Source organism: Streptomyces sp. NPDC088733, assembly GCF_044751185.1.
In the GTDB taxonomy this organism is placed as follows: domain Bacteria; phylum Actinomycetota; class Actinomycetes; order Streptomycetales; family Streptomycetaceae; genus Actinacidiphila.
Genome location: NZ_JBIVLH010000005.1, coordinates 26339 through 43092 on the forward strand (window position 1 = coordinate 26339; position 16754 = coordinate 43092).

A 16754-nucleotide genomic window follows, 5' to 3' on the forward strand; every position below is an offset into this window, starting at 1 on the left:
AAACGGCCGAGGCCCCAGCCCGGGAAGGGGCTGGGGCCTCGGCCGTCGTACGGTCCCGCGACGACGTGCGGTCGGTCAGAGACCGAGGTCGCCCTCGAACTCGCCGGCCTCCAGGCGGGCCTTGACGTCGTTCAGGTAGCGGGCGGCGTCCGCGCCGTCGACCAGCTGGTGGTCGTACGACAGGGTCAGGTACGCCACGTCGCGGATCGCGATCGTCTCACCCAGGTCCGGGTGGTTGATCACGATCGGGCGGCGCACGGTGGCCCCGATGCCCAGCTCGGCGACCTGCGGGAAGTTCACGATGATCGTGTCGAACAGCGCACCGCGCGAGCCGGTGTTGCTGATCGTGAACGTGCCGCCGGACAGGTCGTCCGGGCTGATCTTCTTGTTGCGGACCTTGCCGGCCAGCTCGGCGGTCTTCTTGGCGATGCCGGCCAGGCTCAGGTCGCCGGCGCCCTTGATGACCGGGACCATCAGGCCCTGCTCCGAGTCCACCGCGATGCCCACGTTCTCGACGTCGTGGTAGGTGACGGTGCCGTCCTCGTTGATCTTGGCGTTGATGACCGGGTGGGCCTTCAGCGCCTCGGCGGCGGCCTTGACGAAGAACGGCATCGGCGAGAGCTTGACGCCCTCGCGGGCCAGGAAGGACTCCTTGGCCCGGGCCCGCAGCTTCATGATCTTGGTGACGTCCACCTCGACCACGGTCGACAGCTGCGCCTGGCTGTGCAGGGCCTTCATCATGTTCTCGGCGATGACCTTGCGGATGCGGGTCATCTTGACGGTCTGCCCGCGCAGCGCGGCAGCGGCGGCCGGCACCGTGACACCCGCGGACGGGGCGGGCGCGGTCGGCGCGGCGGCGGCGGCCTTGGCGGCCTCCGCGGCGGCCAGGACATCCTGCTTGCGGATCCGGCCACCGACGCCGGTGCCCTTGACCGAGGCCAGGTCCACGCCGTTCTCGGCCGCGAGCTTGCGGACCAGCGGGGTCACGTACGCGCCCTCGTCGGTCGGCGCGGTGGCCGAGGGGGCGGCGGCCGGAGCCGGAGCCTGCGGGGCGACCGGGGCGGGAGCCGGGGCCGGGGCGGGCGCGGGGGCCGGAGCCACCGGGGCCGGGGCGGCCACGGGGGCGGGCGCCGGAGCCGGAGCGGCCACGGGAGCCGGGGCCGGGGCGGGCGCCGGAACCGCGGGGGCCGGAGCCGGAGCGGCGGGAGCGGCGGCCGGGGCCACGGCACCGGCCGCACCGATGACGGCGAGCTTGGCGCCGACCTCGGCGGTCTCGTCCTCGCCGACCAGGATCTCCAGCAGGGTGCCGGCGGCGGGCGACGGGATCTCGGTGTCGACCTTGTCGGTGGAGACCTCGAGCAGCGGCTCGTCGGCCTCGACGGTCTCGCCGACCGACTTCAGCCAGCGGGTGACGGTGCCCTCGGTCACCGACTCGCCCAGCGCCGGCAGGAGCACCGGGGTGCCCTGGGCGGCACCGGCCGGGGCCGGAGCGGGAGCGGCGGCCGGGGCAGCGGCGACGGGCGCCGGAGCCGGGGCCGGGGCCTCCTGCACCGGGGCCGGCGCGGGGGCGGGCTGCGCGGCGGCGGCCGGGGCGGGGGCGGCAGCGGGAGCGCCCGTGCCGTCGTCGATGACGGCCAGCTCGGCGCCGACCTCCACCGTCTCGTCCTCGGCCACCTTGATGGACGAGAGGATGCCCGAGGCGGGCGCCGGGATCTCGGTGTCGACCTTGTCGGTCGACACCTCGAGCAGCGGCTCGTCGGCCTCGACGCGCTCACCCTCGGCCTTGAGCCAGCGGGTGACGGTGCCCTCGGACACGCTCTCGCCGAGCGCCGGCAGGGTTACGGAAACCGCCATGGTTTCGGTTGCTCCTAACGATCTGTGCGGATTGGTCTGCGTGTCCGTGGATCAGTCGTGCGCGTGCAGCGGCTTGCCGGCCAGCGCCAGGTGGGCCTCGCCGAGCGCCTCGTTCTGCGTCGGGTGGGCGTGGATGAGCTGGGCGACCTCGGCGGGCAGGGCCTCCCAGTTGTAGACCAGCTGGGCCTCGCCGACCTGCTCGCCCATACGGTCGCCGACCATGTGGACGCCGACCACGGCGCCGTCGCGGACCTGGACGAGCTTGATCTCGCCGGCCGTCTTGAGGATCTTGCTCTTGCCGTTGCCGGCCAGGCTGTACTTCAGGGTGACGACCTTGTCGGCGCCGTACAGCTCCTTGGCCTTGGCCTCGGAGATGCCCACGGAGGCGACCTCCGGGTGGCAGTACGTGACGCGCGGCACGCCGTCGTAGTCGATCGGCACGGTCTTCAGACCGGCCAGCCGCTCCGCGACGAGGATGCCCTCGGCGAAGCCGACGTGGGCGAGCTGGAGGGTCGGGACCAGGTCGCCGACCGCGGAGATGGTGGGCACGTTCGTGCGCATGTACTCGTCGACGAGGACGTAGCCGCGGTCCATGGCGACCCCGGCCTCCTCGTAGCCCAGGCCCTGCGACACCGGGCCGCGGCCGACGGCGACGAGCAGCAGCTCGGCCTCGAACTCCTTGCCGTCGGCGAGGGTGACCTTGACGCCGTCGGCGGTGTACTCGGCCTTGGAGAAGAAGGTGCCGAGGTTGAACTTGATGCCGCGCTTGCGGAAGGCGCGCTCCAGCAGCTTGGAGCTGTTCTCGTCCTCGACCGGCACGAGGTGGGGCAGGCCCTCGACGATCGTGACGTCGACACCGAAGGACTTCCACGCGGAGGCGAACTCGACGCCGATGACGCCGCCGCCGAGCACGATGGCGGACTTCGGGATCCGGTCCAGGACCAGCGCGTGGTCGGACGAGATGATCCGGTTGCCGTCGATGGCCAGGCCCGGCAGCGACTTCGGCACGGAGCCGGTCGCCAGGAGCACGTGGCGGCCGGTGTAGCGCTGACCGTTGACGTCCACCGTCGTCGGGGAGGACAGCCGGCCCTCGCCGGTCACGTAGGTGACCTTGCGGGAGGCCACCAGGCCCTGCAGACCCTTGTAGAGGCCCGCGATCACGTCGTCCTTGTACTTGTGGACCCCGGCGATGTCGATGCCCTCGAGGGTGGCCTTGACACCGAACTGCTCGGCCTCGCGGGCCTGGTCCGCGATCTCACCGGCGTGCAGCAGAGCCTTCGTGGGGATGCAGCCGCGGTGCAGGCAGGTGCCGCCGAGCTTGTCCTTCTCGATCAGGGCGACGTCCAGACCGAGCTGCGCCGCGCGCAGCGCTGCGGCGTAGCCGCCGCTACCGCCACCGAGGATCACTAGGTCGAAAACGGTGCTGGCGTCGTTCGCCACGTCACGTCCTCCATGCATGGATACGCCGGAGCCGGTCCGTCATGACCGGGCGGCGGCTTTTGTTCGGCCGCTTCTGTTAAACGGGGCCCTGTCGTGCCGAGACAACATCTTCGCACTTGTTCGGGGCGGACGAGGCACCGGGCCGGGGTGTGAGACGTACGGAACGTCCCTGGCCACGACTACTCACCGGTATCCCGTGCGAAATACGGCAGCACTTGGTCCCTTTGCTCGCTCTTGGCGAACGCGTACGGCCCCGGATGCCATACCCGGGGCCGTACGGAATGTGCCGAGGCTTACACCGCGACCGGTCGTGATCAGATGTGACCGGCCGCGACGGGACGGTTACTGGAAGAGCTCGCCCTCGGCGGCCTTCTCGGCCAGCCGCACCAGGGTGCGCACGGCGGAGCCGGTACCACCCTTGGGGGTGTAACCGAACGGGCCGGACTCGTTGAAGGCCGGGCCAGCGATGTCCATGTGGGCCCAGGTGATGCCCTCGCCGACGAACTCCTTCAGGAACAGGCCGGCCGCCAGGCCGCCGCCCATCCGCTCGCCCATGTTCGCGATGTCGGCCGTGGCGGAGTCCATCGCCTTGCGCAGGTCGGTCGGCAGCGGCATCGGCCAGGACTGCTCGCCGACCTCGCCCGCCGTCTCGTGCACCGTGGTGCGGAAGTCGTCGTCGTTGGACATGACACCGAAGATGCGGGTGCCCAGCGCCAGCACCATGGCACCGGTCAGGGTCGCCACGTCGATGATCGCGTCCGGGGTCTCCTCCGAGGCGCGGGTGATCGCGTCGGCCATGACCAGGCGGCCCTCGGCGTCGGTGTTGAGCACCTCGACGGTCTTGCCGCTGTACATCCGCAGCACGTCGCCCGGGCGGGCGGCGGCGCCGGACGGCATGTTCTCGGCGAGCGCGAGCCAGCCGGTGACCGTGACGGGCAGGCCCAGGCGCGCGGCGGCGACCACGGTGGAGAACACGGCGGCGGCACCGCTCATGTCGCACTTCATGGTCTCGTTGTGGCCGGCCGGCTTCAGGGAGATGCCGCCCGAGTCGTAGGTGATGCCCTTGCCGACCAGCGCGAGGTGCTTCGCGTCACGGCCCTTGCCGCCGTTGTGGACGATCTTCACCAGCCGCGGCGGGTTCGCCGAGCCCTGGCCGACGCCCATGATGCCGCCGTAACCGCCCTTGACGAGCGCCTTCTCGTCCAGCACCTCGACCTTGAGGCCGTACTCCTTGGCGGCCTCCTGCACGAAGGCGGCGAAGGCCTTCGGGGTCAGGTCGTTCGGCGGCATGTTGATCAGGTCGCGCGAGCGGTTGACCTCCTCCGCGACGACCGTGGCACGCTCGGCGGCGGCCTTGTAGGCCTTGTCGCGCGGCTTGGCGCCGACCAGCGCCACCTCGGTCAGCGGCGCCTTGCCGTTGCCCGCCTGGTACGCGGTGTACGCGTACGCACCCAGCAGCGCGCCCTCGGCGACCGCCTGGGCGGCCGCGGCGTCCTCCACCGGCAGCGCGAGGGCGGCCTTCTTGGAACCGGCCAGAGTGCGGGCGGCGACACCGGCCGCCTTGCGCAGCACCTCGGTGTCGAAGCCGGCACCGTCCGCGGGGGCCTCACCGAGGCCGACCGCCAGCACGACCGGGGCCTTCAGGCCGGCCGGGGCGGGGAGCTTGGTCACCTCACCCTCAGCGCCCGAGGCGCCCAGCGTCTCGAGCGTCACGGCGAGCCTGCCGTCGAAGGCCTGGTCGACCGCCTCCGCGCCGGGGGCGACCTCGGGGCCCTTCGTCCCCTTGGTCACTCCGACGACGACGGCGTCCGCGCGCAGCGCCGCGGCGGAGGAGGTGCTGAGAGTCAGTGCAGTCACGGTGATGAAGATCCTGTTCCTTCGAAGGCCCGAACTTCTTGGCACCGGGCAACGCCCGGCGGCGCGGGGCGGGGGGTGCAGGACCGACCTTACGCTCACTCCTGACACTTCCGCCCACGGCGTGCGCCCCCGGGCCGAAGGCGCGGGTTTTCCCTACCCGGTGGCCCCGCCCGCGGCCAGCACGACGAGGGCCGCGGTGCACGCCGTCTCGCACAACGCGCCGAAGACGTCGCCCGTGACACCGCCCAGCCGCGCCCGGCAGCGCCGCAGCAGCAACTCCGCGGCGCCCAGGGCGATCAGGGCCGCGGCGGCGAACTGCGCGGCGGCGTACGGGCCGAACGCCAGCCCCGCGGCGGCGCACAGCACCACGATCGCGGCGGCCACCCCCCGTGCCGCCCGCGCCGGGACCGCCCCCGCCACCGCCGCGCCCAGTCCCTCCGGCCGGGCCGCCGGCACGCCGTCCCGGCAGGCGAGCGTCATGGCGGTGCGGGCCGCCACCGACGCCACCGCGAAACCGGCCGCCCCGCGGGCCCACGAGGTCCCGTACGCCCCGGCCACGGCGGCGACTTGGCCGATCAGGACCAGCACCAGGGTGAGCACGCCGAACGGCCCGATGTCCGACTGCCGCATGATGCGCAGCGCGTCCTCGGCGGGCCGGCCGCTGCCCAGGCCGTCGGCGGTGTCGGCGAGTCCGTCCAGATGCAGGCCCCGGGTGAGCGCGGCGGGCACCGCGACCGTGCCCGCGGCGGCGAGCAGCGGTCCGCAGCCGAGCAGCAGCAGCACCCCGCCGGCGGCCGCCCCGCACAGCCCCACGACCAGGCCGGCCAGGGGCGCCCACACCATCCCCGCCCGGGCCGCCGGGCGGTCCCAGCGGGTGACCCGCACGGGCAGCACGGTCAAGGTGCCGAAGGCGAACCGCAGTCCGTCGGCGGGGGTCGCGGCGGCGCGGCTGGCGGTCATGGCGTGCAGGGTAACGGCCGCCCCCCGACCGTATAGTGCGCATACCAGGCCGAACAGGAGCAATCGGTATGAGCGACTGGTGGTACCGCAACATCATCGAGCCGGGAAAGCTGCCACTGCTCCTCGCCCTCTTCGCCTTCGTCGCGACCTTCGTGATCACGCGGACCATCACCCGGCTGATCCGCGCGGGCAAGGGCCCGTTCCGGAACATCTCCTCGGGCGGGACGCACATCCACCACGTGGTGCCCGGCATCATCCTCATGACGATCGGCGGCTTCGGGGCCGTCGCCGCCTCCGCGCAGGGATTCGGGGCGGCACTGGCGGCGGTGGTCTTCGGCATCGGGGCGGGGCTCGTACTGGACGAGTTCGCGCTCGTGCTCTACCTGGACGACGTGTACTGGAGCGAACGCGGCCGCAAGAGCGTGGAGGCCGTCGTGATCACCTTCTCGCTGGTGCTCATGCTGCTCGGCGGGCTCGCCCCCTTCGAGGTCGACTCGCTCTCCGCCGACCAGCAGCAGAACCGCCTCGCGGCGATCGCCACCATCGTCGTCAACTTCCTGTTCGTCCTGGCCGCCCTGGTGAAGGGCAAGTTCCGCACCGCCGTCGTCGGCGTGTTCGTGCCCTTCGTCGCGCTCGTCGGCGCGCTCCGGCTGGCCCGGCCCGACTCCCTCTGGGCGGAGCGCCTGTACGGACGCCGCCCGAAAGCGGCACGCCGTGCCGAACTCCGCGCCGCCAAGCACGCCGCCCGCTGGCGCGCCCCCACCCGCCGCCTCCAGGACTGGCTCGGCGGCTTCTCCGAACGCTGACGGGCGCTCCGCGCGGGCCTTCCCGCCCCACGGCCCGGTCCCTTGCGCCTGCCGCAGGCGCCGGCGGCCGTGCGCAGGCCCCGTCGTCCCCCCGCTCGCGGCGGAGCGTGGCCGCCCGACGCGCGGGTGCCTCGCGCCCGGCCGGTACGGCGCTGTGAACGGTTCCCGGGGCGCGGCTCCCGGTGGGGCCGCGTACGGCAGTTGCGGGCCGCGGGTGCCATGGGCGTCGCGGTCGCGCGTGTGCCCCGGATGTCCCGGCGGGCTCGTCCCTTCCGCCCGGCCGGTACCGCGAGAGGAACGGCCACCGGCCTGCTCGGCTTCCGGTCGCAGTGCGTGCGGGCCGGCGTGCCCCAGGCCGTGCGCGTGCCCTGGTCTTCCCGGCGCGCAGGAATGTGTCCGGCCGACGGGGTACCGGCGTGCTCGGCTCCCGGCCGCAGTGCGTACACGATGGTCTGTCCCGGTCTTTCCGGCTCGCCGCGGAACACGACTGTCCGACCGGGTTGTTCCTTGCGCCCGCCGCAGGTGCCGGCGGCCGTGCGCAGGCCCCGTCGTTCCCCGCTCGCGGCGGAGCGTGGCCGCCCGACGCACGAACTGTCCCGCCGCGCGGCAGGGTACGGCCGCCGTGCCGCGGCAGTGCGTCCCGGCCTGACGCACGAACTGTCCCGCCGCGCGGCAGGGTACGGCCGCCGTGCCGCGGCAGTGCGTCCCGGCCTGCGGCATACGCGGCCGCCCGACGGGCTGGTTCCGTGCGCCTGCCCAGTACGGCTCGAACTGCCACCCGCGCCCGCTCCCGGCCGTGCCACGCGGGCCGCCGGGGGTCAGAGGGTCTCGGACGAGGCCGTGCAGAGTGTCGCGGCGCCCCCCGTGTACCGGTCCTTGCGGCCCGCAGTGGGAGGAGGCTGCCCGACAGGGCTGCCCCATCGCCCCGGCCGGTACGGCGGGACGAACCGCCGCCCGGCGCGCGCGGCAGGCCGCAGGCAGCCTGCCCCGGGTAGGCGGCGGGACGCCGGCGTCAGGGGTGTTCGGGGAGTTCCGCGGAGAGGGCCGCGGCAGCCTTCAGCAGTGGGAGCACCAGCAGTGCGCCCGTGCCCTCGCCGGCGGTGACCTTCAGGTCCAGCTGCGGTTCGATGGACAGCCGGTCCAGCGCCTTGGCCTGTCCCGGCTCCCCGCTGGTCTGGCCGGCCAGCCACCAGTCGGGCGCCCGGAAGGCGATGCGCTGGGCGACGAGCGCGCACGCCGCCGACACCACGCCGTCCAGGACCACGGGCAGCTTGCGCACCGCCGCCTGGAGCAGGAAGCCGGTGATCGCGGCCACGTCGGCACCGCCCACGGCGGCCAGCAGCTCCAACTGGTCGCCCAGGACCGGCCGCGCCCGGCGCAGCGCGTCGCGGATCGCCGCGCACTTGCGCATCCAGGCCACGTCGTCGATGCCGGAGCCCCGGCCCGTCACCACGGAGGCGTCCGTGCCGCAGAGGGCGGCGATCAGCACCCCGGCGACCGTGGTGCCGCCGACGCTCAGATCGCCGAGCAGGACCAGGTCGGTGCCGGAGTCCGCCTCTTCGTCCGCGACGGCCATGCCGGCACGGAACGCGGCCTCGGCCTCCTCGGCCGTCAGCGCGTCCTCGACGTCGATCCGGCCGGAGCCGCGCCGCACGCGGTGCGCCGTGACGTCGGCGGGCAGGTCCTCGGCAGGGGCGTCGACACCGACGTCCACCACCCGGACCGCCGCGCCGTACTGACGCGCCAGCACGTTCACCGGTGACGCACCGTCGAGGACGGCGCGGACCAGGTCCACCGCCGTGCCCTCGGGACGCGCCGACACCTTGAGTGCCGCCACGCCGTGGTCCGCCGCGAACAGCACGGCCTTGGGGTGTTCGATCGGCCGCACGGTGGCGGCGCTCTGCGCCGCGGAGAGCCACTCCGCGAGCTCGGCCAGATTGCCCAGCGCCCCGGCCGGGCGCACCAGGCGCTGCCAGCGGTCGTGTGCGTCACGGCGTACGCCGGCGTCCGGGCGCTCCACGAGGGAGGCGAAGTCATCGAGATTCAGGCCGCTCACGGGATCGAACACTACCGTTCCGGCGGCCCCCGCGCCGAGGTCAGCCCCGCAGCGTCAGCGCCTGTCCGGCCACGACCAGCAGGACGTGCTCCGACTCGGCGGCCACCATCGCGTTCAGGCGGCCCAGTTCGTCACGGAAACGGCGGCCGCTCGCGGTGGCCGGGACCACGCCGGAGCCCACCTCGTTGCTGACGGCGACCACGGTGCGCCGGGTGGCGCGCCATGCCGCGGTCAACTCCGCGACCCGCTCGCGCAGTTCGCGTTCGCCGCGGGCCGCCCAGTGCGTGTCGTCCCAGGCCCCGGCCTCGTCCATGGCGTGCGTCAGCCACAGCGACAGGCAGTCGACCAGGAGCGCGGGGCCGCCGTCCCGCGCGAGCAGCGGGACGAGGTCGCGGGTCTCCCGTGTCTGCCAAGTGCCCGGCCGGCGCTCGCGGTGCAGCGCCACGCGCCGGGCCCACTCCGGGTCGTCGTCCCGTGTGCCGCCGGTGGCCACGTACAGCACGTCGGGGAAGGCCGACAGCCGCCGCTCGGCCTCCGCCGACTTGCCCGAACGGGCACCGCCGAGCACAAGGGTGCGGCGGGGGAGGTCCGGCACCTCGTGGAAGTCGCCGACGGTCAGCGTCGTCCCGTCCGGTACCGCGCGGGCGCCCAGCGCGGCCAGCCGGCGGCGCGTCTCCGGGCCGGGGGGCACCGTGTGGTCCAGGTGCACGGCGATCACGTCCGTGGTGCCGGTGACCGCTCCCGCGGCCCGCAGCCGGGCCAGCGCGTCGGGCCGCGCCACGACGTCCAGCAGCACGGTCCCGTACGGCCGTTCGGTCTTCGCCGGTTCCGCGAGGCCCGCGGGGCCGCACTCCGGTGGCAGGTACAGCAGCCGTTCGCCCCCCGGCGCCGTCACCTCGTACCCGGCGCCGGGCGCGTCCACCGGCACCGACCGCACCTGGTGCCCGGTCGGCAGCGTCAGTTCCTGCCCCGCGGGCAGCCGCGCCGGCGCGGGCAGTCCCGGCGGGATCTCCACCGCGGGCCCGTCGTGCGGATGCGACAGCAGCACCTGGCCCACCGCGGTCAGCGAGTGCCCCGAACGGGCGGCGGCCAGCGCCACGCCGGGCGTCAGATCGAGCAGCAGCACCCCGTCCACGAGGACGGAGGTGGCCGCCCGGGCCCGTTCGCCCACCGCCACCGCGCATGCCGCGCACGGGCAGCCGGGCAGCGGCAGGCCGTCGGGTCCCCCGGTGCCGAGAAGTGTCAGTTCCACGTCCCGATTCTTTCGCGTCCGCGCACGCTACGCTGCCGGGCAGGCACCCCCTGGGACGAGGAGACGGACATGGCGTGGACCTGGCGTTTCGAGAAGACCGACGGCACGGAGGTCGCGCCCGCCGTCGAGCCCGAGGAGTTCACCACACAGGGCGACGCCGAGTCCTGGATCGGCGAGGTCTGGAAGGACCTGCTCCAGGGCGGCGCCGACCAGGTCGTCCTCTTCGAGGACTCCACCAAGATCTACGGCCCCATGAGCCTGCACGGCGACGAGTAGCCCGCGGCGGTGACGACCGCGGCGTGGAGGGCGCGCCATCGCGCCCTCCACGCCGCGTTCTGCCGGGTTGAGCCGGGTTCCGCCGGCTCCGTCAGAGCTCGCCCAGCGTCACGTTCACCGTCTTCTCGTTGCCGTCGCGCACGAAGGTGACGTCCACCTTCTTGCCCGGAGCGGACGGTGCCAGGGCCTCCGAGAGCGCCTGGGAGGTCTGGATCTGGGTGTTGCCGACGCCGATGATGATGTCGCCGGGCTGGATGCCCGCCTTGTCGGCCGGGCCGCCCTTGACGACGGAGATGACGGCGACGCCGGCCGGGCTGAAGTCCGGCCCGAGCACGGTGCGGCCGGTGACGCCGAGGGCGGCGCGCCCGGACGAGGTGACCTTGCCGTCCTTGATGATCTGGTCGGCGATGCGGGTGATCGTCGACGCGGGGATGGCGAAGCCGATGCCCGGCGCCGAGTTGTTCCCGCTGCCCGAGCTCGGGTTGACCGCGCCGAGGGTGGGGATGCCGATGATCTCGCCGGACAGGTTGACCAGCGCCCCGCCGCTGTTGCCCGGGTTGATGGGCGCGGAGGTCTGCACCAGGTTGGCGATGGTCGCCCCGGGCGCGCCGCCGGACGCGGTCTCGGTGACGGTGCGGCCCAGCGCGGAGACGATGCCCTGGGTCACGCTGCCGCTGAGCCCCAGCGGGCTGCCCATGGCGAGCGCGATCTGCCCCACCTCGACCTTGGAGGAGTCCGCGAAGCGGACCGCGCGCAGGTCGGACGGCGGCTTGTCGAGGGCGATCACCGCGAGGTCCTGCTCGGGGTAGCTCGCGACCAGCGTGGCCTTCAGCGGCTCGTTGCCGTTGGCCAGGGTCACCTGGAAGGTGGTGTTCTTCCCGACGACGTGGGCGTTGGTGACGATGTGGCCCTTGGTGTCGTAGACGATGCCGGAGCCGAGCTCCTCCGAGGTCGTGATCTGCACGACCGAGGGCAGCACGTTCTTGACGACGTCCTGGTAGTTGTCCTGGAGGTCGCGGGCGCCGGACGCCTCGGAGACCTCCGGCGCCGCCGAGGTCTTCGCCGCGGGGGACTGGGGGGAGGAGGGCGAGCCGGAGGTGCATCCGGCGAGCATCACGAGTGTCGCGGTCGCCGCGCACAGGGCCCCGAGCGTGCGTCGGGAGGTCGGCAGGGAAACGGTCATGCCGGAAGTGTCGCTTTTGGCGCACTCTGTGGCGTGTAGCCCGCCCCGGTCAGTCCCGTACGCCGCACAGATGCAGCAGTGCCGCCACCGATCGGTACGGATCGGTGCGCCCGGCGAGCTCCTCGGCCGCGAGCAGTTCCTCCGGCACCTCGGCGGGCGTGTCGCCGTCGGCGTCCGGAGCGGTGTCGGTGAAGACCCGCACCCCGTACCAGGCGTGCAGCGGCGCCCCGATGCCGCTGAGGGTGGCGGTGAGGGCCGTGCGCCGGTCGGCGCGGGCGGTGACTCCCAGCCGGTTGGTGTACGTGGCGGGGCCGCCCGAGAGCGCCGCCAGCGCGGCCGGCCAGTCGCCCTGCAGCCCGGGGCGCATCGCCAGGGCGTCGGCGTTCCGCACGAGCAGGGAGAGCAGCCCGCCCGGGGCCAGCACGCGTGCCAGCCCGGCGAGCATCGGGTCGGGCTCGGGCACGTACATGAGCACCCCGTGGCAGAGCACCACGTCGAAGGTGCCGGGCCCGAAGTGCCGGCCGGTCTCCCGGCCGTCGCCCTCGATCAGCGTGACGCGCTCGCGTATGCCCTCGGGTTCGGTGGCCAGTGCCTCGCGCAGCGTGCCCGCCATCGCGGGATCGGCCTCCAGGCCGGTGACGAGGTGGCCGGCGCGGGCCAGCCGCAGGGCCTGGGTGCCCTGCCCGGGGCCGACGTCGAGGACGCGCAGCCGCCGCCCCACCGGGAAGCGGGACGTGATCTGCTCGTCGAGCTGACGGGCCACCAGCTCCTGGCGCACGGTGTTCCGGAGCCCGCCCAGTCCGTCCAGCCAGCGGCCGGCGACGGAGGCGAACCCGCCGTCCGCGCTCAGAACTGCTTGGTGCCGCGCTTGACCTGCGGCTTGGGCAGGCGCAGGCGGCGCATCTGGAGGGACCGCATCAGCGCGTAGGCGACGGCGCCCCGGGTGTTCTGGCCCGGGAAGCGCTGGGCCAGCCGGCGGCGCAGCAGGAGCCCGGTGACGGCCGAGTCGACGACGATCAGCACGATCACCACGAGCCACAGCAGCAGCGAGAGCTGCTTCAGTGCCTCGTTCTGCACGACGCTCAGCACCAGGATGACCACGGCAAGCGGCAGGAAGAACTCGGCGGCGCGGAAGCGGGAGTCCACGTAGTCGCGGGCGTACTTGCGCACCGGGCCCTTGTCGCGCACGGGCAGGTAGCGCTCGTCGCCGTTCATCAGCGCCTCGCGCTGCTTGTTCATGTCGGCGCGCCGGGCGTCGCGTGCCTGCCGGGCCGCCGCCTTGCGGTCGCCGGGGGCGGTCACGACCTTGCGCCGCTGCGACTGCGCCTCGCTGCGCTTCGGGGTCGGCCGGCCCTTGGGGGCCTGGGGGTCACGGGTCTGCTGGTCCTCGACCACCGCGGTGGCTGAGGCCTGCTCATCTTGGGAACGACGTCGGAACACAACACCAAGGTTACGTGGTCCCCGGCCGGACCCCCAGCCCCCCACCTACTCCCTGGGCCTGAGGTCACCGAACCGTGATCGTTCTCAAGGATGAGCGCATCCGCAACAGAACAGTGGGGTAATGGAACCACGCCCCGTACTGTGGGGTCTGTAGATGGTGTGCCGGCCAGCCGACTGAAGGGGGCGCGCGAGGCCCATGAGCGGTGTCATGAAGCGGATGGGGATGATCTTCCGCGCGAAGGCCAACAAGGCCCTTGACCGGGCCGAGGATCCGCGCGAGACCCTCGACTACTCGTACCAGAAGCAGCTGGAGCTGCTGCAGAAGGTGCGCCGGGGGGTGGCGGACGTCGCGACGTCCCGCAAGCGTCTGGAGCTGCAGCTGAACCAGCTGCAGCAGCAGTCCGCGAAGTACGAGGACCAGGGCCGCAAGGCGCTCGCCCTGGGCCGTGAGGACCTGGCCCGCGAGGCGCTGTCGCGCCGGGCCGCGCTCCAGCAGCAGGTCACCGACCTGGAGACGCAGCACCAGACCCTCCAGGGCGAGGAGGAGAAGCTCACCCTGGCCGCCCAGCGGCTGCAGGCCAAGGTGGACGCCTTCCGCACCAAGAAGGAGACCATCAAGGCCACCTACAGCGCCGCCAAGGCCCAGACCCAGATCGGCGAGGCCTTCTCCGGCATCTCCGAGGAGATGGGCGACGTCGGCATGGCGATCCAGCGGGCCGAGGACAAGACCGAGCAGCTGCGCGCCCGCGCGGGTGCCCTGGACGAGCTCCTGGCCTCCGGCGCCCTGGACGACCCGACCGGTATCGCCAAGGACGACATCCAGGCCGAGCTGGACCGGCTGTCCGGCGGCAGCGACGTCGAGCTGGAACTGCAGCGCATGAAGGCCGAGCTCGCCGGGGGTTCCCCCCAGCAGGCCATCGAGGGCGGACAGCCCGGCCAGCCGGGTCGGCAGCAGGCACAGCCCCAGGACCAGCCGCGTTTCGACAAGCAGTGACCACCGGTGGGAAGCAGCGTTGAGGCACCCCTGAGGAGGGCGTCGTGATCGTGAGGATCATGGGGGAGGGCCAGGTGACGGTGGACGAGAGCCACCTCGCCGAACTCGACAAGCTCGACGACGAGCTCCTGGCCGAGATGGAGAACGGCGACGAGACCGCGTTCCGGCGCACGCTGACCGCGCTCCTCGACGCGGTCCGCGGGCTCGGCACACCGCTTCCCGACGACTCCCTGGAGCCGTCCGAGCTGATCCTGCCGGGCCCGGACGCCACCTTGGAGGAGGTCCGGGCGATGCTGTCCGACGGGGGCCTCATCCCCGGCTGACCCCGTCGACCCGGTCCATAGGCGGTCTCCCGCCGATCGGCGCACCCGGCCCGTGCCCCGGCCCCGGTTCCGTACCGGACCGGGGCACGGCCGTACCTCCGGGCCCGTACCGTTGGTGAGCGTGCAGCATCGTTCCATGCGGGACCGGGCCCGCCTGTGGCCGACGGCCCACCCCGTCGCCCTCGACGCCGGACTGGCGGCCGCGGTACTGGCGATCATCCTCGGCAACATGTTCGTCGGACCGCACGCGGAGCGGTACAACGCCTCCGTCACCGACATCGTGCTCAGCGTCGTCGCCTGCGCCGCGCTGCTGCTGCGCCGCCGCAGCCCCCTGGGCGTGCTGGTGTTCACCGGCGCCGTCACCGTGGTCTACCTGCTCACCGCGAGCGGCGACAGCCGGGGCCCGGTGGCCGGCGCCGTCATCGTCGCGCTGTACTCCGCCTCCTCCCGCACCGACCGCGCCACCACGTTCCGCATCGGGCTCGCGTCGTGCCTGGTGCTGACCGCGGTCGCCATGCTCTTCGGGGCCAGGCCCTGGTACTCCGCCGAGAACTTCGCCCTGTTCGCCTGGTCGGGCATGGCCGCGGCGGCCGGGGAGGCCACCCGCAGCCGGCGCGCCTACATCCTCGCCGTCGAGGAACGGGCCGAACGCGCGGAACGGACCCGGGAGGAGGAGGCCAAGCGGCGCGTCGCGGAGGAGCGCATGCGCATCGCCCGCGAACTGCACGACGTGGTCGCCCACCACATCGCCCTGGTCAACGTCCAGGCGGGCGTCGCCGCACACGTGATGGACACCCGGCCCGACCAGGCCAAGCAGGCGCTCGCCCACGTCCGGGAGGCCAGCCGCTCCGCCCTCGACGAACTGCGCGCCACCGTCGGCCTGCTCCGCCAGTCCGGCGATCCCGCGGCGCCCATGGAACCCGCGCCGGGGCTCGGTGTCCTGGACCAGCTCGTGGAGGGCTTCCGGCGCGCCGGGCTGCCGGTCGACGTGGCCGAGGACGGTGCCGGGCCGCTGCCGGCGACCGTCGACCTCACCGCCTACCGGCTGATCCAGGAGTCGCTGACCAACGTCCACAAGCACGCCGGCCGGGGTGCGCGCGCCGAGGTGCGGATCGCCCGCGCCGCGGGCGCCCTGGAGGTCACCGTCGTCGACCGGGGCGGCCGTCCCCCCGCGGTCCCCGCCCCCGCCGGCCCCGGCGGCGGGCACGGCCTCATCGGCATGCGCGAGCGCGCCGCGGCGCTCGGCGGCACCTGCGAGGCCGGTCCCTGCCCGGACGGCGGGTTCCGCGTGCACGCCCGGCTGCCGCTGGCGGTGACCGCCGCGGGAGGGTGAGGGCGTACGGCGGGCAGTGGGAGGATGCCCCCATGATCAGGGTGCTGCTCGCGGACGACCAGGCGCTGCTGCGGGGCGCGTTCCGCGTCCTCGTGGAGTCCGAGCCGGACATGGAGGTCGTCGGGGAGGCCTCCGACGGCGCGGAGGCGGTCGCGATGGCCCGCAGCACGCGGGCCGACGTCGTCCTCATGGACATCCGGATGCCCGGGACGGACGGCCTGGCCGCGACGCGGGCGATCACCGGCGACGAGGACCTGGTGGGGGTCGCGGTGCTGGTGCTGACCACCTTCGAGGCCGACGAGTACGTGGCCCAGGCACTGCGCGCCGGCGCCGCCGGCTTCCTCGGCAAGGGCGCCGAGCCCGACGAACTGCTCGGCGCGATCCGCACTGTCGCCGCCGGGGACGCGCTGCTGTCGCCGTCGGCGACGAAGAGCCTGATCGGCCAGTTTTTGGCCCAGGCGGGTTCGCCGGCTCGTCCCGCGCCCGAGCTGGATGCGCTCACCGCCCGTGAGCGGGAGGTGCTGATCGAGGTGGCGATGGGTCTGCCGAACGACGAGATCGCCGAGCGTCTCGGTGTGAGTCCGCTCACCGTCAAGACCCATGTGAACCGCACGATGGCCAAGCTGGGCGCCCGCGACCGCGCGCAGCTGGTCGTCGCGGCCTACGAGTCCGGCCTGGTCCGCCCGGCCGGGCGCTGATCGCTCGGCGCGATCCGTACCGTCGTCGCCGGGGACGCGCCCACTTGCCGAGCGCCTCGGCGTGAGCCCGCTCACCCGCACCATGGCCGAGCCGGGCGACCGCGACCGTGCGCAGCTGGTCGTCGCGGCGTACGAGTCCGGGCCCGGTGCGCCGGGCCGGACGCCGACTACGCCCGGCGCCGTACCGCAGCCGCAGTACGCCGCAGCCGCACACCACGACCTCGGGCTGAGGAAACCCCCCTTCCGGACAGGAGAAGGTGGGGTGGTCTGATGACAAAGTCC

General features: G+C 73.7%; 16 protein-coding genes. 7 read left to right on the forward strand and 9 right to left on the reverse strand.

What is annotated here, in order from left to right:
- Window positions 1-75 precede the first annotated feature (75 nt).
- From sucB to ACIP64_RS10880, 4 genes are all read right to left on the reverse strand, one after another.
- Complete coding sequence (gene sucB, locus ACIP64_RS10865; protein ID WP_401583907.1) at window positions 76-1854, reverse strand: 2-oxoglutarate dehydrogenase, E2 component, dihydrolipoamide succinyltransferase; 1779 nt, start codon at window positions 1852-1854, stop codon at window positions 76-78.
- A gap of 51 nt (window positions 1855-1905) precedes the next feature.
- A complete protein-coding gene (lpdA, locus tag ACIP64_RS10870) occupies window positions 1906-3294 on the reverse strand; it encodes a dihydrolipoyl dehydrogenase (protein ID WP_360911484.1) in 1389 nt (462 codons plus the stop codon).
- Between the two features lie 342 nt (window positions 3295-3636).
- Window positions 3637-5151, reverse strand: a complete 1515-nt coding sequence (locus tag ACIP64_RS10875) for a leucyl aminopeptidase (RefSeq protein ID WP_401583911.1) — start codon at window positions 5149-5151, stop codon at window positions 3637-3639.
- A 153-nt stretch (window positions 5152-5304) separates the two neighbouring features.
- Entirely contained in the window at window positions 5305-6111 is an 807-nt protein-coding gene (locus ACIP64_RS10880) for an adenosylcobinamide-GDP ribazoletransferase (RefSeq protein ID WP_401583914.1), read from the reverse strand.
- Window positions 6112-6179: 68 nt separating this feature from the next.
- Between ACIP64_RS10880 and ACIP64_RS10885 the strand changes: the two genes are divergently transcribed.
- Window positions 6180-6917, forward strand: coding sequence for a hypothetical protein (locus ACIP64_RS10885; RefSeq protein WP_401583916.1), 738 nt, complete (start codon window positions 6180-6182; stop codon window positions 6915-6917).
- 1012 nt (window positions 6918-7929) lie between these two features.
- Here the strand turns inward: ACIP64_RS10885 and cobT are convergent.
- Both cobT and ACIP64_RS10895 read right to left on the reverse strand, forming a co-directional pair.
- Window positions 7930-8973 (reverse strand): nicotinate-nucleotide--dimethylbenzimidazole phosphoribosyltransferase, encoded by a 1044-nt coding sequence (cobT, locus tag ACIP64_RS10890; protein WP_401583918.1) that lies wholly within the window; start codon window positions 8971-8973, stop codon window positions 7930-7932.
- A 40-nt stretch (window positions 8974-9013) separates the two neighbouring features.
- Window positions 9014-10225: a bifunctional adenosylcobinamide kinase/adenosylcobinamide-phosphate guanylyltransferase gene (locus ACIP64_RS10895; protein WP_401583921.1), complete on the reverse strand. Its 1212-nt coding sequence runs from the start codon at window positions 10223-10225 to the stop codon at window positions 9014-9016.
- A gap of 69 nt (window positions 10226-10294) precedes the next feature.
- Between ACIP64_RS10895 and ACIP64_RS10900 the strand changes: the two genes are divergently transcribed.
- On the forward strand, window positions 10295-10501 hold the full coding sequence (locus ACIP64_RS10900; protein WP_401583924.1) for a hypothetical protein: 207 nt from the start codon (window positions 10295-10297) through the stop codon (window positions 10499-10501).
- A 91-nt stretch (window positions 10502-10592) separates the two neighbouring features.
- Here ACIP64_RS10900 and ACIP64_RS10905 read toward each other — a convergent pair whose 3' ends face one another.
- Genes ACIP64_RS10905 through ACIP64_RS10915 form a run of 3 tightly spaced genes read right to left on the reverse strand, consistent with a single transcriptional unit; the run spans window position 10593 to window position 13124 of the window.
- Window positions 10593-11684, reverse strand: a complete 1092-nt coding sequence (locus ACIP64_RS10905) for a S1C family serine protease (RefSeq protein ID WP_401583927.1) — start codon at window positions 11682-11684, stop codon at window positions 10593-10595.
- 49 nt (window positions 11685-11733) lie between these two features.
- The gene (locus ACIP64_RS10910) at window positions 11734-12483 is read right to left on the reverse strand and encodes a class I SAM-dependent methyltransferase (RefSeq protein WP_401584727.1); all 750 of its coding nucleotides are present in this window, start codon (window positions 12481-12483) and stop codon (window positions 11734-11736) included.
- A 47-nt stretch (window positions 12484-12530) separates the two neighbouring features.
- Complete coding sequence (locus tag ACIP64_RS10915; protein WP_401583930.1) at window positions 12531-13124, reverse strand: DUF3043 domain-containing protein; 594 nt, start codon at window positions 13122-13124, stop codon at window positions 12531-12533.
- A 196-nt stretch (window positions 13125-13320) separates the two neighbouring features.
- Between ACIP64_RS10915 and ACIP64_RS10920 the strand changes: the two genes are divergently transcribed.
- The 5 genes from ACIP64_RS10920 to ACIP64_RS10940 all read left to right on the forward strand — a co-directional run bounded on the left by ACIP64_RS10920 (window position 13321) and on the right by ACIP64_RS10940 (window position 16743).
- Window positions 13321-14118 (forward strand): PspA/IM30 family protein, encoded by a 798-nt coding sequence (locus tag ACIP64_RS10920; RefSeq protein ID WP_401583932.1) that lies wholly within the window; start codon window positions 13321-13323, stop codon window positions 14116-14118.
- A gap of 44 nt (window positions 14119-14162) precedes the next feature.
- Window positions 14163-14441, forward strand: coding sequence for a hypothetical protein (locus ACIP64_RS10925; RefSeq protein WP_360911467.1), 279 nt, complete (start codon window positions 14163-14165; stop codon window positions 14439-14441).
- Between the two features lie 136 nt (window positions 14442-14577).
- Window positions 14578-15774: a sensor histidine kinase gene (locus tag ACIP64_RS10930; protein ID WP_401584730.1), complete on the forward strand. Its 1197-nt coding sequence runs from the start codon at window positions 14578-14580 to the stop codon at window positions 15772-15774.
- 32 nt (window positions 15775-15806) lie between these two features.
- Window positions 15807-16472 (forward strand): response regulator, encoded by a 666-nt coding sequence (locus ACIP64_RS10935; RefSeq protein ID WP_401583935.1) that lies wholly within the window; start codon window positions 15807-15809, stop codon window positions 16470-16472.
- Between the two features lie 61 nt (window positions 16473-16533).
- Window positions 16534-16743 carry a hypothetical protein gene (locus ACIP64_RS10940; protein ID WP_401583938.1) on the forward strand — a complete coding sequence of 70 codons (210 nt, stop codon included), beginning with the start codon at window positions 16534-16536 and terminating at the stop codon, window positions 16741-16743.
- The last annotated feature ends 11 nt before the right edge of the window (window positions 16744-16754 follow it).